The organism is Leclercia sp. W6, from assembly GCF_003336345.1.
Lineage (GTDB): Bacteria > Pseudomonadota > Gammaproteobacteria > Enterobacterales > Enterobacteriaceae > Enterobacter.
The window spans coordinates 1,112,966-1,134,142 of the sequence record NZ_CP031104.1 but is presented as its reverse complement, the minus strand read 5'-3'; the positions used below and the strand labels follow the sequence as shown (position 1 = coordinate 1,134,142).

19 protein-coding genes and 3 pseudogenes are annotated in these 21,177 nt (G+C 51.8%); 6 read left to right on the top strand and 16 right to left on the bottom strand.

Annotated elements, in window-relative coordinates:
• Positions 1 to 4: 4 nt before the first annotated feature.
• The 5 genes from pgaA to DVA43_RS25055 all read right to left on the bottom strand — a co-directional run bounded on the left by pgaA (position 5) and on the right by DVA43_RS25055 (position 8,463).
• The gene (gene pgaA / locus DVA43_RS05535) at positions 5 to 2,470 is read right to left on the bottom strand and encodes a poly-beta-1,6 N-acetyl-D-glucosamine export porin PgaA (RefSeq protein WP_371414023.1); all 2,466 of its coding nucleotides are present in this window, start codon (positions 2,468 to 2,470) and stop codon (positions 5 to 7) included.
• 323 nt (positions 2,471 to 2,793) lie between these two features.
• Positions 2,794 to 4,209, bottom strand: a complete 1,416-nt coding sequence (locus DVA43_RS05530) for a surface lipoprotein assembly modifier (RefSeq protein ID WP_168194642.1) — start codon at positions 4,207 to 4,209, stop codon at positions 2,794 to 2,796.
• A gap of 52 nt (positions 4,210 to 4,261) precedes the next feature.
• A complete protein-coding gene (locus DVA43_RS05525; protein ID WP_114314833.1) occupies positions 4,262 to 5,023 on the bottom strand; it encodes a Slam-dependent surface lipoprotein in 762 nt (253 codons plus the stop codon).
• A 522-nt stretch (positions 5,024 to 5,545) separates the two neighbouring features.
• Entirely contained in the window at positions 5,546 to 6,619 is a 1,074-nt protein-coding gene (locus tag DVA43_RS25060) for a hypothetical protein (RefSeq protein WP_246842276.1), read from the bottom strand.
• A gap of 5 nt (positions 6,620 to 6,624) precedes the next feature.
• A complete protein-coding gene (locus DVA43_RS25055) occupies positions 6,625 to 8,463 on the bottom strand; it encodes a hypothetical protein (RefSeq protein ID WP_246842275.1) in 1,839 nt (612 codons plus the stop codon).
• Between the two features lie 41 nt (positions 8,464 to 8,504).
• Between DVA43_RS25055 and DVA43_RS05515 the strand changes: the two genes are divergently transcribed.
• A protein-coding gene (locus DVA43_RS05515) for an IS1 family transposase (RefSeq protein ID WP_225321516.1) occupies positions 8,505 to 9,202 on the top strand; the annotation gives its coding sequence in 2 pieces (ribosomal slippage) (positions 8,505 to 8,754 and positions 8,754 to 9,202; 699 coding nt in all).
• Between the two features lie 10 nt (positions 9,203 to 9,212).
• Here the strand turns inward: DVA43_RS05515 and DVA43_RS05510 are convergent.
• Positions 9,213 to 10,160 carry a hypothetical protein gene (locus DVA43_RS05510; RefSeq protein ID WP_246842274.1) on the bottom strand — a complete coding sequence of 316 codons (948 nt, stop codon included), beginning with the start codon at positions 10,158 to 10,160 and terminating at the stop codon, positions 9,213 to 9,215.
• A 97-nt stretch (positions 10,161 to 10,257) separates the two neighbouring features.
• Here DVA43_RS05510 and DVA43_RS05500 point away from each other — a divergent pair.
• Positions 10,258 to 11,378, top strand: a protein-coding gene (locus DVA43_RS05500; protein WP_087451024.1) for an IS3-like element ISSen4 family transposase whose coding sequence is annotated in 2 segments (ribosomal slippage) — positions 10,258 to 10,516 and positions 10,516 to 11,378 — 1,122 coding nt in all. Because the reading frame shifts where the segments join, the coding sequence is not laid out codon by codon here.
• 378 nt (positions 11,379 to 11,756) lie between these two features.
• On the opposite strand, the gene DVA43_RS05495 is transcribed toward DVA43_RS05500, so the two are convergent.
• The 5 genes and pseudogenes from DVA43_RS05495 to DVA43_RS05475 all read right to left on the bottom strand — a co-directional run.
• On the bottom strand, positions 11,757 to 12,668 hold the full coding sequence (locus DVA43_RS05495; RefSeq protein ID WP_114314832.1) for an alpha/beta fold hydrolase: 912 nt from the start codon (positions 12,666 to 12,668) through the stop codon (positions 11,757 to 11,759).
• Positions 12,669 to 12,721: 53 nt separating this feature from the next.
• Positions 12,722 to 13,279: a histidine phosphatase family protein gene (locus DVA43_RS05490; RefSeq protein ID WP_246842273.1), complete on the bottom strand. Its 558-nt coding sequence runs from the start codon at positions 13,277 to 13,279 to the stop codon at positions 12,722 to 12,724.
• A 126-nt stretch (positions 13,280 to 13,405) separates the two neighbouring features.
• Positions 13,406 to 13,882, bottom strand: a complete 477-nt coding sequence (locus DVA43_RS05485) for an SRPBCC family protein (RefSeq protein ID WP_114314831.1) — start codon at positions 13,880 to 13,882, stop codon at positions 13,406 to 13,408.
• A 15-nt stretch (positions 13,883 to 13,897) separates the two neighbouring features.
• On the bottom strand, positions 13,898 to 14,617 hold the full coding sequence (locus DVA43_RS05480; RefSeq protein WP_246842272.1) for a DUF1571 domain-containing protein: 720 nt from the start codon (positions 14,615 to 14,617) through the stop codon (positions 13,898 to 13,900).
• 71 nt (positions 14,618 to 14,688) lie between these two features.
• Positions 14,689 to 15,036: pseudogene (locus DVA43_RS05475) on the bottom strand (SDR family NAD(P)-dependent oxidoreductase); the annotation flags it as partial.
• A 9-nt stretch (positions 15,037 to 15,045) separates the two neighbouring features.
• Between DVA43_RS05475 and DVA43_RS05470 the strand changes: the two are divergent.
• Positions 15,046 to 15,354 (top strand): annotated as a pseudogene (locus tag DVA43_RS05470) (dihydrodipicolinate synthase family protein); the annotation flags it as partial.
• Here DVA43_RS05470 and DVA43_RS05465 read toward each other — a convergent pair.
• From DVA43_RS05465 to DVA43_RS25050, 3 genes and pseudogenes are all read right to left on the bottom strand, one after another.
• Positions 15,351 to 15,770: a translesion error-prone DNA polymerase V autoproteolytic subunit gene (locus DVA43_RS05465; protein ID WP_114314829.1), complete on the bottom strand. Its 420-nt coding sequence runs from the start codon at positions 15,768 to 15,770 to the stop codon at positions 15,351 to 15,353. The pseudogene DVA43_RS05470 and the gene DVA43_RS05465 sit on opposite strands and share 4 nt — an antisense overlap.
• A 280-nt stretch (positions 15,771 to 16,050) precedes the next feature.
• Entirely contained in the window at positions 16,051 to 16,935 is an 885-nt protein-coding gene (locus DVA43_RS05460; RefSeq protein ID WP_114314828.1) for a dihydrodipicolinate synthase family protein, read from the bottom strand.
• An 18-nt stretch (positions 16,936 to 16,953) separates the two neighbouring features.
• Positions 16,954 to 17,188, bottom strand: a pseudogene (locus tag DVA43_RS25050) (EamA/RhaT family transporter); the annotation flags it as partial.
• 312 nt (positions 17,189 to 17,500) lie between these two features.
• On the opposite strand from DVA43_RS25050, the gene DVA43_RS05455 reads away from it, so the two are divergent.
• Positions 17,501 to 17,683 (top strand): general stress protein, encoded by a 183-nt coding sequence (locus tag DVA43_RS05455; RefSeq protein ID WP_103179772.1) that lies wholly within the window; start codon positions 17,501 to 17,503, stop codon positions 17,681 to 17,683.
• A 121-nt stretch (positions 17,684 to 17,804) separates the two neighbouring features.
• Positions 17,805 to 18,023 (top strand): hypothetical protein, encoded by a 219-nt coding sequence (locus DVA43_RS05450; protein ID WP_103822130.1) that lies wholly within the window; start codon positions 17,805 to 17,807, stop codon positions 18,021 to 18,023.
• A gap of 36 nt (positions 18,024 to 18,059) precedes the next feature.
• On the opposite strand, the gene DVA43_RS05445 is transcribed toward DVA43_RS05450, so the two are convergent.
• Together DVA43_RS05445 and cybB are read right to left on the bottom strand one after the other, a co-directional pair.
• Complete coding sequence (locus DVA43_RS05445) at positions 18,060 to 19,370, bottom strand: MFS transporter (RefSeq protein ID WP_246842271.1); 1,311 nt, start codon at positions 19,368 to 19,370, stop codon at positions 18,060 to 18,062.
• 9 nt (positions 19,371 to 19,379) lie between these two features.
• On the bottom strand, positions 19,380 to 19,907 hold the full coding sequence (cybB, locus tag DVA43_RS05440) for a cytochrome b561 (protein WP_114314827.1): 528 nt from the start codon (positions 19,905 to 19,907) through the stop codon (positions 19,380 to 19,382).
• Positions 19,908 to 20,091: 184 nt separating this feature from the next.
• Between cybB and gap the strand changes: the two genes are divergently transcribed.
• Positions 20,092 to 21,093 carry a type I glyceraldehyde-3-phosphate dehydrogenase gene (gap, locus tag DVA43_RS05435; protein WP_114314826.1) on the top strand — a complete coding sequence of 334 codons (1,002 nt, stop codon included), beginning with the start codon at positions 20,092 to 20,094 and terminating at the stop codon, positions 21,091 to 21,093.
• Positions 21,094 to 21,177 lie beyond the last annotated feature (84 nt).

Below are 21,177 nucleotides of genomic sequence, written 5' to 3'. Positions count from 1 at the left end.
GCCCTTAAAACCTGACATTCAGATCAAATGCGAGGGCAATATTGCGCTCCCGCTTCCCGTCGTAAGGACGCTTATCCCAGGTCAGTTTCACCCCGGCATCCACTACGTTATTCCATTGAATACGTTGCCCGTAACCAAACTGATTGATGGCCCCAGCGCTGTGCCCTTTTTGCCAGTAACCACCCGCTCCCGCTTCAAACTGCTGCTTCCAGACCGTGTCGTAATGGCGATACAGCACCTGTTCGGCGCGCAGCCCTGCCACCGCCGAAAGATCACGTTTGGGGTTGTAATAAGGCACATCTTCTTTGCTGTTATGGCTACCGCCGATGCCAGGGATAAAATCCAGCGTAAAACGTGGCGACGTCCAGAGGCGCTCTTTACCGCTGATGCCGTACTCCAGTCGATCGTTGCCGTCGGTGAAATGGGCGCCGGAAAGTGAAAGTTGATATTCGCGTCGTTCGTTCTGATACCAGCGTAACCACAGATCGCCACCGTTAGCGTTTACCCCATTGCGCAGGGCACGCAGCGGCGTGTTACGGGATAACCGCTCCGCCGAGCCTCCGACCCGCCAGTTGTCGCTGAAATCGTACCAACCGGAGAGGCGTCCGCCGATTTTCTGATCGGTGTTATCGTTGCGCCCGGAGATCTCCATTTCGGCCCAGAGATCCCGTGACGTCCATTCCGCCCCCGCCAGCAGGTCCCGGCTTATTCCCTTCCCCTCCTCAAACTCGCCGCGGGCAAAGTTGTATCCGGTAAACAGTCGCCAGTTCTGGTTAACAGGCGGGCTATAAAGCGCAGTGTTGAGGGTGAAATCATCTTTGCCACTGACCGGGTTGTCGGATGAGATGCCCTGAGATCCGGCTATCCGCAGTTCCGCTTTGTTATGCACCGCCATCAGCCGCTCAAGCTGCAACGTGGCGGCGTCATCCGGGCTGCGGCTGACCACATCTTTTGTGAGTTCCTCGGCCTGCTGCCACTCCTGTAGCTCCATGGCCGTCCATGCCTGTTGCCTTTCCAGGGTCAGGTTGCTGGGTTCAATGACTTCGGCAAGCTTAAGTTCGCGCTCTGCGGCACGCGGTAATCCTCTCGCCAGCAGCACTGAGGCATAGGCAATACGCAGTGCCTGGTTACCCGATCCTGTGCGCGCCAACCGCTCCGCATGCTTCTCGGCTGCGGGCAAATCATTCACGGCCACCAGATATTCGGTTTGTAAGGTTCTGGCCAGCAGCCAGTTGTCATTGGGCTGCGGTGTGGGAGAACCATATATCTTTCGCAGATAAGGGCTCTCTTTGCTGTAGTCATCCAGTTGCTGCTTCGCTTCGTCGAAATGGTTGTTATCGAGACGGGCATAGAGCAGTTCCTGTTGATCGTCCATGGTCAGCGGCGTGGATGCCAGGGTCGAGCCACGCGGAAAATAGATGCTTTCAAGCAGCGACTCGGCTTTGTCCGGCTGCTTCTGCGCAAGATAGGCAGATGCGACCCATCTTCTGGCGTAGTCAGGTACGGGCGTTCCGTTCGCCTCAAGCGATTCAAATTCGGCGATTGCTTCAGCCATGCGTTTACGGATAACCAGCGCCCCCAGCCGGTCAATTCTGGCGCGTCGCACATCAGCTTGCGCCTCGGGATGTTGTTCCCATGCGGCAATCAGCGCGTCATAGCGAGCCAGTGCTTTATCTGCCACCAGGAAACGTTCATCTTCATTGCGGGTGGGCGTGAACGCAGCGCGGACGGTTTGCGCCGCCGCATCCAGTTCAAGTTGACGTGTAATGGCATCAGGCTGCGGGAAGCGCTCTGAAAGGGTCAGCGCAGGGCCGGCAATGCGGCTGGCCGACATGGCAGCCAACAGCGTGGGCACCACATTTTTGTTGCGGTCTGAATCGGTATCGAGGTGGCTGGCTGCCAGTACTGAATCCCAGTTTTTCCCCTGAGCATGATAAACATAAGCCAGCAGGGCCTCTCTCTCTGGCCCCGGCTCCTCGTCTGCCCAGCGCCGGGCTTCGGTGACGGCCTGCTCGTTGCGATGGGCATCTGCGAGCGTCATTATCCAGCCGGTGCGGGCGTCGCTATTGCCGGGTTCATCTTGCAGAACGCTTTCCCAGACGGCCAGCGAGGCATTCCACTGCTTTTGGTTACGCAGCGCGCGGGCGGCAGCGACCTGCCCTCTGGCAGGGATGGCCATGTGTTGGCGATAACGCTCCCATACCGCCAGCGTCTCAGCGTCATTATTGGCCCATGAGGAAACCTGAAGCCAGTCAGCAATCTCTCCCGCCGTTAACTGTGTCTGCTTTTCCCGGACAGCAAGGTATTGCAATAAAGGCTGGCGGTCGCCCTCCCGTGCCTGAATTATAAGTTCGTCGTAGGTCGACATCCCGGCGTATACCCATGTCGGGAATAACATGCTCACCATTAATAAATATCGTCCCGAACGCAAGGGATTAATAACGCAAGAGGGGCAGGAAACTCTGAGCATAGCTATCCCTTTATCTCTGTTTTAACGTGAGCTTTGCATTTATCCGTGGCTAAAAGATGACGAAAATGCGATAGCTAAAAAATAAACAAAAAAGTACAGACAAATTTAAAATCTCATACTTCCTTCTTATTTATCATTATTCAATCAAAGACTACTTGTTTTAAAAAAACACCTGAATGCCGCTCAAAAAAGTTAGCATCCACGGTGAACTTTTACCAACCTATAAAATAAAAAACACGCCGAAGCGTGCTTTTCATGTTAATTTCACCCTTTCGTATCAGACGTGTTCTGCATACTCAGTAAAATGGCCTGGCAAACGTCTGTTAAAAATTCTTATCCAGAGAAAGCGTGACATTCCTCTGTCGATAATCATAAAAATCAATATTGCTATCGACCTGCTTATAAGTGAAATTCAGTTTCGGCATAACCCCAAAGAAATAGAGGTCGCGATGCCAGAGCGAGAAGTTATAGATCTGTTCGTTATCTTTCCGTCGCGTCGAGAAGATATCACTGTCGGCCTGGTAATTGCGTCTGGCAATGGCCGTGGTGGCGGCAAAAGAGAGCTGCCAGGGCATATCTACCTGCACCCCGCTGCGCAAACCTACCCGATGGTTAGATTCACTGCGCGTGAAGGTCTGCTGATCGAGCAGATCGAAGCCGGCAAATCCTGACACCCGGTTACTGAAGGCATGGGAAAGGGTTGTGGAAGAGTAACGATTTTGCCCGCGCAGGAATCGATAATCTTCATTATCATAATCCAGTTTCTGATATTCCAGCGCCTGACTCACCTGCCAGGTGGGCGTAAGTAAATAACTGTATTCGGCGCGGACGCCAGGCCCAGAAGAATAGGCCTCGGTGCCATACCATCTTTTTTCATAAAAAGGTAACAGCGCGAATTGTTGCCGGAAATTACGCCATTGATAGCCAGCATAAGCACGGGTGGTAATATCATCAAAATCATGATTATTCCAGTAGCTCTTACCGTTTACCGTACCCAGAAATCGCAAGCCATGCTGATCGTAGAGTTGAACATCTTTTTGTAATGCCCCATTGAACCAGAAACCTTCCCCGCGCTGAGGGAAACTATCTTTATTACGAATAAACAGACGATCGCCAACCCGAATGGTTTTACCTGATGACGCATTATTCACATTGCTGTCATTCAGATAGCTTACGCTGAATGAACCCGTTAATGCGCTGCCTTTCTGAATGCGCTCAAGATATTGTGCAATGACCTGTTGAATATTCTCAGGCGGATTGCTTTGTAACACACGTCGAAACTGATAATCAGCCGCGTCAAACTGCCGATTTTCAAACATGGCACGCGCTAAATCCAGACGCACCGCAGCATAGTCAGGATGCTGACTCAGAATAGCGCGATAGTGTTCGATCGCCTCTGCATAATGCCCCTGACTGCGCGCCAGACCGGCTTTTGCAAAATGAATCAGGGTTGAATCCGGATTGGGTGACGCCGCATAGACAGGTAAAATGGCACGAACCATCGGCCACTTTTCTTCTCGAATGGCCTGATCGAGCAGCGCCATCGCCAGCTCTGGCTGTTCCGCCAGTTGCGCATTGGTAACATGCAGCGTCTTATCGCCAGGCCCGGTGCGCTTTTCCGGCGTGGTCAGTCGTTCAAAGTGGGGAGCAGCAGGAATTGAGTCGGTTTCCGGCGGCGCAGCAAACACAACGCTGAGCGGGCAGAGCAAACTCAGTGCGCCAGTACGCAAAATATTCATAGAAAGGCTTACCATCTGAAGGTCCGGTCAGCTGGGCTGACCGGAAAACGATTTATTGACGTGTCGCGCCAAAGGATGCGTTTTTAGTCGTGTCTGCAAACTGCGCCAGACCGCCTAACTCTTCAGCCGTGGGACCATTGAAATGGCCGGTGAATGTCCCCGCCTGCCCGCCGGATTGCGCATTACCGGTGAAACCACCGTTGGCAATGTTGCCCTGCATCGCAATTTCGCTACCAAAAGTATCATTTCCGGCAATAGTGCCGTTGATGGTTTTCGCGGCGAAATCAATGTTAAAGCTGGCATCGCTCAGGATATTTTCACGCATACCGTGACCCACATAGGTCGCAGTGCCCTGGGTTGGCACGTTAGCCGCGAGCGTGGCATCCCCGGTGTAGAAGACCTCATGCTGACCTTTTTCATACTGTGTCCAGGTACCGAACGTGGTGTAACTCATACGGCCACAGCACCATGAGGTTGAGGAGACCGGGGTACGGTCGTCACGGGTGAGCCGTTGGGTTTGCGTCAGGCCCGCAGAGATCCCGGTGCCGCGCATCACATATTCACGGCCCTCAGGGGTGGTGTAAGTCCAACCAGAAAGGGTACCGCCGGTAGTCAGGCTGACCGGTGCCGAGGCAGGGGTTTCCGGTGTGGTGGCAGGCGTTTCCGGGGTGGTACCCGTATTGCCGTTATCCGTTTCCACAGGCGCAGTGGTTACCGGGGGCGTGCTGTCGCCACCACCGCCACCACCGCCTCCGCCACCACATGCAGTCAGCACAAAAGCGGTCAGTAATAAACCAGGTTTTAAAATCCCCATAAGCTAAACGTCCTTGGTTGTGAATAAATTCGCATGATTTGTAACATAATTTTTGCGAATGAATTTACGCCAAAACATTTAGCATCTCTAATGATTAGTCCTTATCACCGCTCATTCTAAGATTAATCTTAACAACCATTTACACAACGTTGCGTCTGGGGTTCTGTTAACCGGCGTTAATTTGACTTAAGGCGATTAATTAGCGCTTTTTTCACGCGTTTTCTATTAGGCGCCCTTATTCATCCTCTCTCCTGCTTATTACAGATTATGTTCGGGTTATAGCTGAAAGTAATATTGCGCATAGTGCTCACCCACGGGTTTATTTAGCCCCGGACGGCTGAAGCAGACGATACGCATCCGGACTAAATCTGAACTCAGTATGGGTCCGCTTTGTGCCAAAAGCGGACTGTTCAGCAACATATTGCTGAAAGAATGTACATATATAGAAACAATCTAAGTTCGTTAGCAGATTAATAAAGATAGGCAAGGACCTGCCGATCCCGGCCTGAAATGGCTGAATAGCTAATCTTCATCCTCTAGGTCGGGTTTGATAAAGACGAAGATTTTCCCATCCTCACGCTCGTTGAAACTCCTGATGATGCGTACTGCCTGCAGATGCTTAAGAATTGATATCACGCGTTCCCGGTTTGCAACAGAAATTGTCGCCTGGGTTCGATTAGTGAATATATTTCTTAATTCATCTTCACCCAAATGATGACAAAGGCCGGCCAGTTGATTTTTATTCAGGCCTGTAACAATAAATCGCGTGAACAGCATGACCTTGAATTCTTCATTACTGGTGCTGTTAAACACCTGCAGCAGGACATCATTAGGGAAATTAAGGTCAGTGATATCAGAAGCAATGAAATAATCAATAAATAGCGACACCAGGTCCGCTCTCTCTTGTACAGTAAAAAGCGCGTAGGTCATGACTTTTGTGAGCATGACTTTAAAGAAGCGCGCGTCTTTTTCTTTTCTTAGATAGAACTCGGGCTGCGTCAAAAACTCACTTTTATACTGGCTGAACCAATCGATGAAGGCATTACTGATATTTTCATCCTGAACCGCATATTGTTCCGCAATTTTTTCATACACGGCTGCGTCGAGAGGCAACTTCTGCATGGCTACCAAGGTGCAGAAATTACGCTCGCTAAGCTGCTCATCAATTTCCTGCATGTTAATCTCAATCGGTGCAACTAGGCTCTGATAAACCTGTTCATCCAAGTCATCGTTGCAGATAATTTTCATATACAGCAGGTCATAGCGATCGCCATCATAAACTTCCGGGGATGACTGCCCCAATACAGGCGCATGCTTTGTCACATAAGCCGTCAGTATATCCATGTCACAGTCTTCACAGATATAGTCTATCAGCGCTCCCCATCCCGGTGCGACGCGGTCATATCGGTAAAACAGGTCGTGATAGGAAATCGTCAGCTGGTCTTCGCTAAATTCTGCTTTAGCCGATATCCCGGACAGTTCGGCAAACGAGAAGGTCATTTTTCTGACGATATCGCCTTTGGAATTGTCGTTCAGAGAGGTGCGTGTCAGAACGTAGCGGATACAGTCGGCATCCTCAGCGGAGTAGATAAACACATCCCTTACGAATGTATCGATATTTTGACTGAAGTAATCAGAACCGCACTGAGTTTATGCTTATAGGCGAGCGTCCAGGGTTCCCTTTCCGCCTGTTCAGGCGTTATGTTGTCAATAAGACACGAAACGGCAATGCCAACATTGTGTCGGGTTAATTGATAAAGACTTTTTTGCGCAATAAACTGCAGGCAATACCGCTCCGTTGGCGTTATTGGTTCGAAAAGCTCGTTATAGCATGCATCCGCCTGTTGTACATGACGCATGAACTCTTCCTGATTTTCCTCGGTGAGCTGAGAGATGATGCGGCAGCCCAGCGAATGAATAAGTTGACGATATTGCGGTTTATCTAAAGCATGTTCTGGCGATACGCAGGTTATCAGACTGATAGCAATATCGTTGGTGAATTTTACACCCAGCTGGCCTGCGAGAACGGCAACCATTCTGTCAAGATAACCATTTTTTTGCAGAGCAATAACGATTAACTTATCGAAGGTTTCGGGTTTGCCAAATCGGCTATAAAGCTCAGAAAAAACAGCAAGGATGTGTTCATCGGACTTGCTGAATAGCGAAACGATCATGCCCGCCAGATGTTCATCCGGATTATCAATCAGATGAGTCATGAGTTGATGATGAAGCGCGCCATCGGCATAAATACGGTTATGTTCAACCAGTTCGCTGATGACCCTGTTCTCATCATCGATAAAATATTCACTGTTGGAGGCTGCGTAGCTCAAATCCTGACCGACGGCTTTCAAGAAGTCATTATCATTTACGGTCATCGATCCTTCGTGGAAAATAGAACGGTAGGCCATGAAGTCTTGCATTATCAGACTATTAGACATCAGTAAATACAATGCATCTAATCCACCATTGCGCATGTCAGTGCACAAAGCAAGATGCTGCTGCTTAGAGACGAAGTCATGACTCTTAATCGCCTCAAGGTAAATCTGTGCAATATCGGAAAACTTTTCCCGCCCGATACTTTTAATAAGTTCGCTCAGTGAAAGTGCGTTTCTTAATTTTATTGCCTCTTTAATTCTTTTGATTTTTATTTGCAACTCAATAAAAGCTGAGTTTTTATCTTTACCCATGATAGATTTTCGATTCAGGTATTCTTCTTTTAGCTGAGTTCTCAATGCCATATCGAATGGTGAAAGTGAATTTGCATTATAACTCACAAAATAGCCTAAATACAGTTCGTCACTTCTTGAAAGGAAATTAAGAAATTCGCTTTCATCATCAATTAAAGATAAGGTTGGAATAATATTGAAATTGTGATACCCATTTTTTGTTCCAAAATAAATTCGTTCCATATGGAATTTAGGTACATACCTGAATATTATGTCCTCTCTAATCCCCTTATGGTCATAACTTGGCTCAGAATTAAGATTCTCCATATTAACCAATAAAAGGTCTAATTTTCCTTCTAGAGAGTCTAAATAATTTTGGTGAAGTTTACGAGTGCGATAATCACGAATAAATGAATATAAAACCCCGGTTTTTTTATCGATGAGAAAATAGTCTAAAGCATAGATATTTTTATAAAACACCAGCGATAACAGTTTGATTTTATCTTCGCCGTTATCAACGATATTGCTGAATACATGGTACTCATTGACCAGATTCTGCAGGCTTCGCATATCATTTATATATGCCGCAATGTCTTTCAAATGTTTATCTTTATTTGTGTCGAACGACATTTTCCTTTTTAATAAGGTAAACGCGTTTCTGCTGTCCATAAATGGAATAACGGGGAGAATGAAATCAAAGAATTTAGTTCTGGCATCAGCTCCTAGGAATAGGTCGCCTCTTACCGCGTAAACAAATCTGGGTAATGCTGCCAACTTACTGATTTAGTGTATGATGGTGATTTTAAGGTGCTTGCGTGGCTTCCATTTCCATCAGATGTCCCTCCTGCTCCGCTACTGAAGGCGTGGTGCGTAACGGCAAAAGCACTGCCGGACATCAGCGCTATCTCTGCTCTCATTGCCGTAAAACATGGCAACTACAGTTCACTTACACCGCCTCTCAGCCCGGTACGCACCAGAAAATCATTGATATGGCCATGAATGGCGTCGGATGTCGCGCCAGTGCACGCATTATGGGCATTGGCCTCAACACGGTTTTACGTCACTTAAAAAACTCAGGCCGCAGTCGGTAACCTCGCGCATACAACCGGGCAGTGATGTGATTGTCTGCGCTGAAATGGACGAACAGTGGGGCTACGTCGGTGCTAAATCACGTCAGCGCTGGCTGTTTTACGCGTATGACAGGATACGGAGGACGGTTGTGGCGCACGTCTTCGGTGAACGCACTCTGGCCACACTGGAGCGTCTTCTGAGCCTGCTGTCGGCCTTTGAGGTCGTGGTATGGATGACGGATGGCTGGCCGCTGTACGAATCACGCCTGAAGGGAAAGCTGCACGTTATCAGCAAGCGTTACACTCAGCGCATTGAGCGACATAACCTGAATCTGAGACAACATCTGGCAAGGCTGGGACGGAAGTCACTGTCGTTCTCAAAATCGGTGGAGCTGCATGACAAGGTCATCGGGCATTATCTGAACATAAAACACTATCAGTAAGTTGGAGTCATTACCCAAATCTGACCGGACTGCCATCAACAATATTATTATTAACTATTTTGTTAATTTCACGCAGCTTAACGAAAATCTCAGGCGTTCCTAACCTGTCAAGATCTTCAAAAATAACTACTTTATATTCAAGCTTGGTGAAAAAATACACGATCTCGTCAAGGCAGTTATTCAATAAAGATGGCGTCTCTTGCTCGCTAGCCTCAACATCTCCGCTTAAAAGCGCGATCTTGCTCAGCTTAAGTCTCTTATCAAAAATACCGATTCGAGATGCGCTGGCAGTTATAAAGTACAGTGCCGTAAAGGCCAGCAAAACTAATATAATGCCTTTTATAATGTAGTGAGCATTAAACACCTCGATCCAGGATAGCGGAAGGCTTAGAAATTCCGAAATTGTTTTGAAATAGATCATAAATGCGGCAGCCGCGATGGGCGCAATGACCTTAAGCAAGGCACGATAGGTTCCCCTGACATAGTGAGGGCCCCTATCGATTATTCTGTCTATCCTTGAGTCGGGAAGTTTCTCTCTATTCTCTTTATAAAGAATTTGTTGCAGGATACTAAGTTCAACCTCTTGGTGAGTTGGGCTGACGGTTGTTTCATTTTCCGTCATATCGAATCCCGCAAGAGATACATTGATGTATTTATCATCACAGTGATATTTCATAAATGATGAAATAACCGTACTTTTCCCTGCGCCGTAGCTCCCTGTAATGGCAATGTTTCTTACGTCTTTCTGAGACAAGGCGTATTTTAGGGCAATGAAATACTCTCGCATACTGGCATCATTGATGGTTTTCGGCGCTAAGGTGTCATAGCGGTCACCGGGCTCTAGTTCCGTCAAACTCTGCTTCTGCTCTACCCGCTGTAGCTGATCTTTTGCCTGGCGCTTAACCAGCCATGCTTCTGTCTTCTTGCATAGGCCTATTGCCCAGCTCAACACACTCATTCAGCGACTCCATTTTGCCAATAACCTGACCTGCTCCCCGTTGATTAGTACACCCCGATGTTAGTAATGTCTTCATAAGCCACATGAGGACATCCCCATGAAGAAGCGTTTTTCCGACGAACAGATCATCAGTATTCTCCGCGAAGCCGAAGCTGGGGTACCCGCCCGTGAACTCTGCCGCAAGCATGCCATTTCCGATGCCACGTTTTACACCTGGCGTAAGAAGTATGGCGGTATGGAGGTGCCTGAAGTTAAGCGCCTGAAGTCGCTTGAGGAAGAGAACGCCAGACTCAAGAAGCTGCTTGCCGAAGCCATGCTGGATAAAGAGGCGCTTCAGGTGGCTCTTGGGCGAAAGTACTGACGACAGACCAGAAGCGGGAAGCCGTGATGTTGATGTGTGATGCGACCGGTCTGTCGCAACGTCGTGCCTGCAGGCTTACAGGTTTATCCCTGTCGACCTGCCGCTATGAGGCTCACCGTCCGGCTGCTGATGCGCATTTATCAGGGCGCATCACTGAGCTGGCACTGGAGCGCAGGCGTTTTGGCTACCGTCGTATTTGGCAGTTGCTGCGCCGTGAAGGGCTTCATGTTAATCATAAGCGCGTGTACCGGCTTTATCACCTCAGTGGCCTGGGCGTAAAACGCAGAAGACGTCGTAAAGGGCTGGCAACAGAACGTCTGCCGCTGCTCCGTCCGGCGGCGCCCAATCTGACCTGGTCGATGGATTTCGTCATGGACGCACTTTCCACCGGTCGCAGGATCAAGTGTCTTACCTGCGTCGATGATTTCACAAAGGAATGCCTGACGGTCACTGTTGCCTTTGGGATTTCAGGCGTTCAGGTCACGCGTATTCTGGACAGCATTGCACTGTTTCGAGGCTATCCGGCGACGATAAGAACTGACCAGGGGCCGGAGTTCACTTGCCGTGCACTGGATCAATGGGCCTTTGAGCATGGTGTTGAGTTGCGCTTAATCCAGCCGGGCAAGCCAACGCAGAACGGATTTATTGAGAGCTTTAACGGACGATTTCGCGATGAATGTTTGAATGAGCACTGGTTCAGCGATATCGTTCATGCTAGGAAAATTATTAATGACTGGCGGCAGGATTATAACGAATGCCGCCCGCACTCCACGCTGAATTATCAGACACCGTCTGAATTTGCAGCGGGCTGGAGAAAGGGTCATTCTGAGAATGAAGATTCCGACGTTACTAACTGAGTGTTGTATCTAATCGTGGGGGCAGGTCAGTACCTCACCTGATTTGGCATTATCACTGTGAACAGGTACCAAGTAACTTAGCATGGCAACGCGCTCCTAAGTCGAAGTGCTTGTACATGTCGTTGGCAATATGCTGTAGCTCATCCATAATTTATCAATGTCCGGTCCAGCATTAATGCTTCGCTACGGTCAGGCTGAAACTGTAAGTGTCTTGAAAAAAGAGCAATTCATTTTAAGAGAAGATCAGCAAGCATGACTTCCGCTCCTCGCTCATTACAGACCTTCAGCTCAGTTAGCTCGTCCGCTTCGTGCCAGAAGCGGACATCACTGTTTTACGGCCGCTACAGCAACGTCAACTTGATATGCGCTAAGCATGCTTTATTTATTTAGGAATGACTGAACCGCGCTGGAGAATCGTTCTGGCTGATCAAGCATGATAAAGTGAAAACTGTCATCGATTCGTGTGAAATGGATATCTGGCGCAGTGGTATAGGCTCGACGGTACATTTCATCCACGCCGGATGCAGGCACCCCGAATAAGGCATCATACGCATAAACGATCTCAATCGGTGCTCTGATGCGGCCAAGCTCGGGGCGTAAATCGGTAATCATCAATTCATACACAGCATCTGCAATGGTTTGCCGATCAGAACTGAGCCCTGCTGCCACCAGAGCAGGCCTCACCGCCTCGGTCTTAGCTAAACGGGCTATGGATGTTTTCTGAAACGCTACAAATTCTTCTGGCGATTGCGCCAGTATCCAATCTCTTGTAGCAATAGCACGCTGGGAAGCAGTTTCACTGGTCGCCGCAGGGTCAATCATTAAGGTATAGAACGGCAAAGCATCGACAATCATTAAGCGACCAACCAGGTCAGGATGCCGTGCCCCCAACATCAATGCAATCTCCCCGCCAAGAGAATGGCCAACGATCGCCGCCGCGTTGATGTGCTGGGTGCGGATGTATTCAGCGATGGTGTCAACAACTGGAGCGATGACCTTACCGTCCCGGTTGGAAACAGCGGGTGTACTCGCAAAGCCCGCTAGCTCTAAAATGTGAACGCGGTGGCTCAACTGTAAATCTGATGCTAAATCGGTCCAGATTTCGCGGGACGACGCCAGCCCTGGAATCAAGATGACATCCGTTCCTGAGCCTTGCGTTTGAACGGACATAAGCTGCAAGTTCGGATGTTCTGATGCCAGGGGCAGAGATTGAGCTTTGGTCATTGGGATGAAGACAGACGTCAATAAAAAAGCCCCTCCGAGCATCGCACGAATATTTTTGGTCTGCATTAAATCTTCCTGTTTAAGCCAGCCGTTTCAAAAGGAACGGGTCAACATCTACATTAGAGTAAGCTGTAAATACCAGCGTTCCAGTAACCACCACCCTGACGACGGCGCTCTTTCCAGCCTGACGATATGAGTTCCTTTGCAATCAGCCGATTCATCACCCCATGCCCCATGAGCAGCACAGGTCCGTTTGATACTTTTGCAGACCTAACCAGGATATCGGTAGCCTGAACGGCGCGTTGTTTAGCTATTCCCAGGGACTCTACATTACGGGAGATGCCACACAGCCATATCACACAGAAGAGAGACGCCCAGAAGATGGGGGATAATCTAAAAGCGGGAATCCGCAGTATGGGCAGGTCTGCTTCCCTGAAGACTTCATCAATGAGGTCCGGTTCACGCCCTAACGCCCTCAGAGATGAAAGCGCCCGGGGAAGAGGACTACTTATGATGTGCAATGCGCTGGATGCTAATAATTTACTGGATTGCGGAGCTATATCGCTGCCAATATCAGAGAGATCATAGTGTGAAATCCACTCGTCCATCTCAAGGCTCGTTACCCTTGGAGAACCTGTAAAAGACGGCTTTCCATGACGCATCAAAATAATTTCCATAAAGAGCTTCGTTTTTGTGCACCTTATAACGCAGATAGACTAACGCGATGAAGGTAGCGGGCACTACCACCATATTTAGGGTTGCCCCCGGTCAATAAGGTTCCGGGCGTGCAGGGTTGAGCTCTTTTAACCCACAGAGACCTCGACACGCCTGCCTAATCGCCGGGCTAAACCCTTTGCGCCGTCGCGCATCACCCTGTCATGGTTCCAGCGAAAAATGGGCCCCGCCAGCGGCGCAAGCACGTTCATCCAGCGGGCATTGGTGCGGATATCCCAGTCATACCGAACGATCGTCTCCCTCCCCCGTTCGGTCAAAGACCACACGCCACGCCCTTCCACCTCGCCGCTGGCTTCCCCTTCCAACAGGCATAAAGGTTGAATCGTTAATACATGGATATCAAAGGTGAGGCGATACGGGAGCGCGCCCTTCCAGGTATAGCGATGCAGGGCGCCAATTCCCCGAACATCCCCTTTCTTTAACTCGATAATCTGTTCCAGACTTTCCCACCATTCCGGCCACAAATCCGGATGGCAGAGGATCTCCCAGACCTCCTGTACAGAAGCCTCAACCCGCCAGACGGTGGAAAACTGGTAGTCAGCCATAGCGCACATCTCCCGTCAGGGTGCGAAGAAATCAGGAGGGAAACGCACGTTGATGGTCATGGCCTCCATCATCACGGTTTCCAGTAATTTACCCCCCAGCCCGTAGCTGACCACTTTGATGGGCAATCCGGAGTGCTTATCAAACCACACCTCATAGCGATGAACCGCAGCGACGGTCTCTCCTCCGGGGCCAACCACCGACAGATGCACCACCGGTTTCCCGGCAACGGTCTCTTCACCGGGGAGAGTGGTTGTGCCGCCCTGTTGCAGACGGCGAATGTTATTCAGCAACACGCCAATGTCAGATTGATCCACCCGGTGACCATTTTCATCCGTTATCCATGAATCCGTGGGCGACAGGTTCAACACCGGAAACGTCCCCGCGCCGAAGGGCCACAGCTTTACTTTGCCCCTGGCTGGGTTATAGATGATCACCGCCCCGGCATGAGGCGTGGAAAAATCCATCCGCACATAACCCGGTTTACGGTAGCTATAACGGATGACTTTGGTTTCGTCCTGCGAGGAGACGGAGCGCACCATCACCTGGTAAGAGGCGATTTGGGTAAAACGTTGCAGGGCGCGCGCAACGGGATCGGAGGGAGCAGAGCCCTGCAAAAAGGCCGCGGCCACCACCAGCCTGTCCGCGGCGTGCGCAGGCTCGTGAACGCTAAAGAGCAGTAATGTCGTCAGCATTACCGCCACAGAGAGGAAGCCGCCGATAATGGTCTCCTGCAATAAAATGGCCGGGAACAGGTATCAGTATGTCGGATAACCGCTGAACCTGCTGAGTGGGTTTTGCAGGAAACTTACATCAATTGAGCGGCCATCTCCCGAGCATCCTCTCCGGCTGGCAAACGGACAGGCGTATCTGGATCGTTTGCCATCTGCCAGATGGCGTGTGCCACATCCTCGGGACGGGTCACTTTTGCACGCGCATCCTGCATGCCCTGAAAGAGTTGCTGGCTCCATGCGGCATACTCCGCGGGGATTTCGCCCATGATCCGTTGCGCATTTTCGCCGAAACGGGTTGCGGGTGAACGCCCGGGCAGCACCAGACCCACGCGGATATTAAAGGGCGCAAGCTCAATTGCCAGAGATTCGGTGAACGCATTAACCGCCGCCTTACTGGCAGTGTAGACCGCAAGCAGCGGTATCAGCGGAGAGCCTTTGCCGGGCTGGGATTAAACGCCGGCTTCGAGGTGTGGTATTCCGTCTGCGGAGGGTTGTTCCCCGAGACGGCAAAAGCGATCACCCAAGCCGCCGCGAACAACGATCCTGCCCGCGTCACCGCCCGTCTGGATCCGCTGTGGGCGCTTTACCGTAAACAAGGCGGCAGCATCCGGGTAATTGCCGCCGCCGCAGGCGAGCCAGGGCTGACCGATCCCGACTGCCTACCCCGCCCTCTGCTGCCGCTGCCAGCGGACGATATCGCAAAGATAGCCCAGGTGATAACCGAGCTGGAGCTGAGTTAATCCGCCGACTTCACGATATAGGTCACCACGCCAAAGATATCGAGCGACTCTTCGCTGCTCACGAGGATGGGCAAATAAGCGCTGTTCATGGGGTTAAGCTGCACCCGGGGCCGGAGCTGCAGGCGTTTTACCGTAAATTCCCCCTCCACCGCGGCGATAACAATATCCCCATGCTGCGCCGTTCTGGCGCTGTCGACAATCAGCAGATCGCCGTCGCCGATCCCGGCGTCAATCATCGAATCCCCGGCCGCCTTCACAAAGTAGGTCGAGTTGGGATGCTGGATAAGTAATTTGTTTAAATCGATACGCTGTTCAACATAGTCCTGGGCCGGACTGGGAAAACCGCACTGCACCACATCGCTGAAAAGGGGGAGCGCAATCACCTCGCACAGCGCTGAAAGTTGGTAAAACTCCATGATTCGTTCCTCGAATACTGTTTTTATATACAGTAGTTGTGGCGCGAAGCGCAATCAAGTCGCAGGCCGACAAGGACGGTTTATTACTTAACCGCTTCGCTTACAAGTGATTATTGCAATTAGAAATATTTGTTTTGTAAATGTTTTCTGGGCTGGAGGTCTTCAAACAGGCTGATGAAGGATACAGAGGGTGCGGGCACGCTCCCGCTCCTCTGCCATCAGTTCGGTGATATCGCCAGGCCGCCCGCGCATTGCCCGGCGGCGCTTCGCTTGCACGGGCCTACAAAACCCGCTCTGCCTCCTCCTGCAACGCATCCCGCTCCGCCCCCGCCAGCGTCTGCAACGGAAAAGGCAAACACGGCGCCGCAACTCTCCCACGCAACTCCGCCACTGTCGCAATCACCCGCAAGCTCCCGTATCGACGGAAGAATTCCCATAACGGCTCCAGCGCGCCGTTAAGCCGCCGGGTCTCCTCCACATCCCCCCGCAGCGCCGCCTGCGTCAACCGCAGGCAATAATCCGGGAAAAGGCCACCCAGCACCGAGTACCAGACTTCACACCCCGCCAGCAGCCCCTTCGCAGACTGCGCATCACCGCTGATGCCAATCGTGACGCCCTTTGCCACCTGGCTTTTCAGCGCCGCCACCCGGGCTGCCGCGCCAGCCGGATCGGCAGGCAGATCGCCGAGCTTGATGGACCCCATGTTGGGTAAAAACGACAGCGCCACCAGCAGTTCATCATTAAATTCAAAGCCGCTGGTCGCCGGATTGTCGTAGATACAGAGTGGAACGGAAATTTCACCGCAGACGCGCTCGTAGAGGCGGAACACCTCTTCCGCCGTCAGTTTCTGGTAACAGAGCGGGGCCAGCAGCAGACCGCTCACCCCGGCCTTTTGCGCATCCTCTGCCAGTCTCACGATCTCTTCTGCGTTGACGCTGCCGATACTGGTCATCACCGGCACGCCCGCGGCGGCGCTCACCGCCAGCCTTGTGGCGGCGAAACGCTGCTCCCGGGTTAAGTAGGCGTAACTCCCCGTGGAGCCCAGCGCGCCGATGGAATTCACCTCTGCCGCCGCCAGTGCCTCAATCAGCGCAACAAAGGCGTTATCATCAATCTCACCCTTCACCAACGGCGTGAGAGGAAATGCGCTCAGACCTGTAAACATCCTGAATCCCTTATAAAATTAGCGGCAAAATTTTCGTGATCCCACGACACAAAGAATCACGCCAAAGGTGATAAACACCATCAACGGGCTCACCCTCTCATGCAGCAGCGTGGCGGGAGCCCCAGCCCGAAAAGCCTGTCCCATGCAATGATGCAGGCATTGTCAGCAGAGCGGCAACCACCATGAAAGGTAGTGCGATAATCAGCGCCCAGCTGATCACCTGCCAGCCACCCGATTTACGGGTCAGCGCGGCCATTGAGCTTGAGCAGAGCCGTTAAGACTTATCTCAAATTTCCTCAGAGAGGGAATTATTTTATGAATCTGTAAACACCTTTTATCAACCGAAAATTATTCGTCAGATATATAAGGGAGGCTAACTTATTTATTAGCGAGGATATATTTCCGTGAGCCGGTAAAAAATTAAAATTTGTTAGCCATAAGCAAGCAAAAAACGCATCGGGAGGCTTATTGACGTTTGTTCCGTTCTGTCTACATTTATTTGTGCACGCATTTGAGGAAGTTAGTTGTCCTTAAAGTATTCTCAACGAAAAACTGGAGACAAGTTATGGCTAATCATCGAGGCGGTTCCGGCAATTTCGCAGAAGACCGGGAGCGTGCATCCCAGGCGGGCCGTAAAGGCGGACAGAGTAGCGGCGGTAACTTCAAGAACGACCCGCAGCGGGCATCCGAAGCGGGGAAAAAAGGCGGACAAAATAGTCGTGGTGGCGGACGCAAACCCGCAGCGTAATCCGCTGCGATATATTTTCCGCTAACCGCGATATGTCAGACAATATATTCATGGACGTACCGAGCGGCAATTTTGCCACACTATGCAAACGCAGCCCGATAAATTATACGGAGGTTAGAGTATGCATTTAAGACGCAGAGTTCGTAACGCACGCAATAATCATCGCACCCGTGATGATGTCGGCTGGATAATTCCGGAGGATGCGGAGTGTACCCGTTCACCGGATAGCGGCGGCCCGGCGCTCAATATCATCAGGGGCCGTGACGCTGACAGTGAAGTGAGGCTCAGTCAGCGTCAGTCGTACCTGGTCAACGCTATGGCGCACCGCGATCTGAAGTAATCAGCTGTTAAGTGATGCAACATTTGTTGTGCTTTGTTATTTGCCCGGCCTTCCCCGCCGGGTTTTTTTATGCCGTACGTAGCGACGCAGCGGCAGTCCGGCGGTCTCTTTCGCCCGTAATACTGTCAGGAAGGTGATCAAGGCGGCCGCCATGACAAACAGCGCGGGTGAGAGCGGATTGCCGCTCTTTATAACCAGCCAGGTCGAAAACCACGGCGTGATGCCGCCAAAGAACGCCACCGCCAGGTTATAGGCGATGGCGATACTGCCAAAGCGAATGCGGGTGGGAAACAGCTCCGCGATAGCCGCGCAGCTGGCCCCGTCAAAGGCGGCAATGCAGATCCCCAGCAGCAGCATCGCCAGTAGCGCGTAGACAATATCGCCCTGCGCCATCAATCCCATGGCAGGCCAGCTCAGGAGGATAAACCCCACGCAGCCCGCCAGCATCAGCGGCCTGCGGCCAAACCTGTCCGACAGATATCCCATAAAGGGCACCATCACCGCGACAGCCAACAGCCCGAACGTGGTAATAGTGTACGCCTGCGTCGTCAGAAAGCGCAGCTCCGTCGTCAGGTAGGCGGGAATAAAAGCCTGTAACATCCAGTGTCCCACCGCCTTGATCACCACAAAACCGATGCAGAAGCCCAGCGCGCGTCGCTCGGTGGTGACCGCCGTGTACAGCGGGGCGGCCTCCGTATTATTGCTTCTCTTTAAGGCCAGGAACTCGGGGGGGTCTTGAAGTTGGGTGCGCAGGTAGAGGCCAATCCAGCCCAGCGGCCCGGCGAGCAAAAACGGAATGCGCCAGCCCCACTCATTCATCGCCGCCTCTCCCAGCACCGTGGTGAGCAGCAACACCAGGCCAGAGGCGGCAACAAAGGCCAGAAAGCCGAAGTTATCGATCCAGCAGGTAAAGTAGCCCCGGCGGTGGGCGGGGGCATATTCGGCCAGAAAGGTGGTGGCCCCTGCGCTTTCGCCCCCGGCGGCAAATCCCTGAAGCAGCCGCACCAGCACCAGCAGCACCGTGGCGAGAAGCCCCACCTGCGAATAGGTGGGCAGCAGTCCGATCAGAAAAGTGGCGCCCGAGGTCAAAATGATCACGGTCGTCAGTACCTTGCGGCGCCCGATGCGATCCCCGAGGGAGCCAAACCACAGCCCGCCCAGCGGACGCATCACAAATCCGGCGCCAAACACCGCGAACGACGACAGTAACGCCAACGCCGGATCTTCAGCCTGGAAAAAGTGCAGGCCAATAAACGCGGCCAGCGTGCCGTAAAGCCCGAAATCAAACCATTCGACAAAATGGCCGATGCCGGTAGCAAACAGCACTTTGCGCAGCTTACGGGACACACGATCCCCTTAGCGTTTTTTCGGCATCATGCGCAGGAGAGTGTTGTCTTTCCAGTAGTAGTGGTGAAGCAGCGCGGCAAAGGCGTGGATCCCGATAACGAAATAACCCAGCTTCGCCAGGGTGACGTGCCAGGCTTTCAGCGTGTCAACGAGGTCAAAATTGGACTCGACGGCGTGCGGCATCCCCAGCCCGAACGCAAACCAGGTATTACCCCGGTTATACATCATCACCAGCCCAATCAGCGGCAGGGCAATAAACAGCAGATAGATGGCGAGGTGCCCCAGATGGGATAAGCCGGTATACATCGGTTTCGGCTTAGGCACGATTGGCGGTGCGGGATACTTAAGACGCACCAGCAGGCGCGCGACCATCAGCACCAGAACAGAGATCCCGCAGGAGACGTGGACCATATTGATCAGCGGGCGGTCGCTGCGGGGGAACCAGCCGCGAAACTCCATGGCACAGTAGGCCACGATCACCAGCAGAAAAACCAGCCAGTGGATCGTAATTTGCAGGCCGGTGTATTTATTGCGCATAGTCTTTCCTGAACAGAAGGCTAAAAAACGTAAAATAACCCAGCTTCAGCTAAAAATTCATTAATTATTGTCCCCTATTTTTCAAAAACTTCCGTGCAGATGAGCCATCTTCAATTGCCTCACTGGGCTTCATGGTCTAATCCTGGATGAGTTCATCGTCCCGTACATCACACAGGAGAAGATCATGAATAAGATTGGCATTAACGGTTTTGGTCGTATTGGCCGACTGGTTCTCCGTCGGTTGCTGGAAACGCAGGACAGTAATAGCGTGGTGGCGATTAATGATTTGACGTCGCCGAAAGTGCTGGCCTACCTGTTAAAACATGACTCTAACTATGGCCCCTTCCCCTGGAGCGTCGACTTTACGGAAGACTCGCTGATCGTCGACGGGAAGTCCATTTCGGTGTATGCCGAAAAAGAGGCGAAACATATTCCGTGGAAAGCCGCCGGGGTGGATCTGGTGGTGGAGTGCACCGGGTTCTACACCTCGCAGGAGAAATCCCAGGCCCATCTGGACGCGGGTGCCAAAAAAGTGCTGATCTCCGCCCCGGCCGGTGAGATGAAAACCATCGTCTTTAACGTTAACGACGACACGATCGAGGCCAGCGACACCATTATCTCTGTCGCCTCCTGCACCACCAACTGCCTGGCCCCGCTGGCAAAAGTGCTGCAGGATTCCTTTGGCATCAAGGCGGGCACCATGACCACCATCCACGCCTATACCGGCACCCAGGCGCTGGTGGATGGGCCGCGCGGCAAGGATCTGCGCGCCTCTCGTGCCGCAGCAGAAAACATCATCCCGCACACCACCGGCGCGGCCAAGGCGATTGGGCTGGTGATCCCCGCCCTGAGCGGCAAGCTGAAGGGCCATGCCCAGCGCGTGCCAGTCAAAACCGGCTCCGTGACCGAGCTGGTCTCGATTCTGGAGAAAAAAGTGAGCGTGGATGAGATCCATCAGGCGCTGAAAAAGGCCACCGAGGGCAACGAATCCTTTGGCTATACCGACGAGGAGATTGTCTCATCCGATGTGATCGGCACCCACTTTGGCTCGATATTCGATGCCACCCAGACGGAAGTCACCGAGGCGGGCGATGTCCAGCTGGTGAAAACCGTCGCCTGGTACGACAACGAATACGGCTTTGTCACCCAACTGGTGCGGACCCTGGATAAGTTCGCTGCGCTGTAATTCCCCTGCGGACAGCCCGGCTGTCCGCAACCTGTGAAACTGTTCAGGTTTTCATTCCGTTAACCCTGCTATAACAAACGCTTT

Coding starts and splice junctions, on each gene's coding strand:
- DVA43_RS05450 (WP_103822130.1), top strand. CDS start 17,805: ATGCATTTAAGACGCAGAGTTCGTAACGCACGCAATAATCATCGCACC.
- DVA43_RS05485 (WP_114314831.1), bottom strand. CDS start 13,882: ATGGCTGACTACCAGTTTTCCACCGTCTGGCGGGTTGAGGCTTCTGTA.
- pgaA (WP_371414023.1), bottom strand. CDS start 2,470: ATGCTCAGAGTTTCCTGCCCCTCTTGCGTTATTAATCCCTTGCGTTCG.
- DVA43_RS05510 (WP_246842274.1), bottom strand. CDS start 10,160: ATGAGTGTGTTGAGCTGGGCAATAGGCCTATGCAAGAAGACAGAAGCA.
- cybB (WP_114314827.1), bottom strand. CDS start 19,907: ATGCGCAATAAATACACCGGCCTGCAAATTACGATCCACTGGCTGGTT.
- DVA43_RS05460 (WP_114314828.1), bottom strand. CDS start 16,935: ATGTTTACAGGTCTGAGCGCATTTCCTCTCACGCCGTTGGTGAAGGGT.
- gap (WP_114314826.1), top strand. CDS start 20,092: ATGAATAAGATTGGCATTAACGGTTTTGGTCGTATTGGCCGACTGGTT.
- DVA43_RS05530 (WP_168194642.1), bottom strand. CDS start 4,209: ATGAATATTTTGCGTACTGGCGCACTGAGTTTGCTCTGCCCGCTCAGC.
- DVA43_RS05465 (WP_114314829.1), bottom strand. CDS start 15,770: ATGGAGTTTTACCAACTTTCAGCGCTGTGCGAGGTGATTGCGCTCCCC.
- DVA43_RS05495 (WP_114314832.1), bottom strand. CDS start 12,668: ATGCAGACCAAAAATATTCGTGCGATGCTCGGAGGGGCTTTTTTATTG.
- DVA43_RS05525 (WP_114314833.1), bottom strand. CDS start 5,023: ATGGGGATTTTAAAACCTGGTTTATTACTGACCGCTTTTGTGCTGACT.
- DVA43_RS05455 (WP_103179772.1), top strand. CDS start 17,501: ATGGCTAATCATCGAGGCGGTTCCGGCAATTTCGCAGAAGACCGGGAG.
- DVA43_RS05490 (WP_246842273.1), bottom strand. CDS start 13,279: ATGGAAATTATTTTGATGCGTCATGGAAAGCCGTCTTTTACAGGTTCT.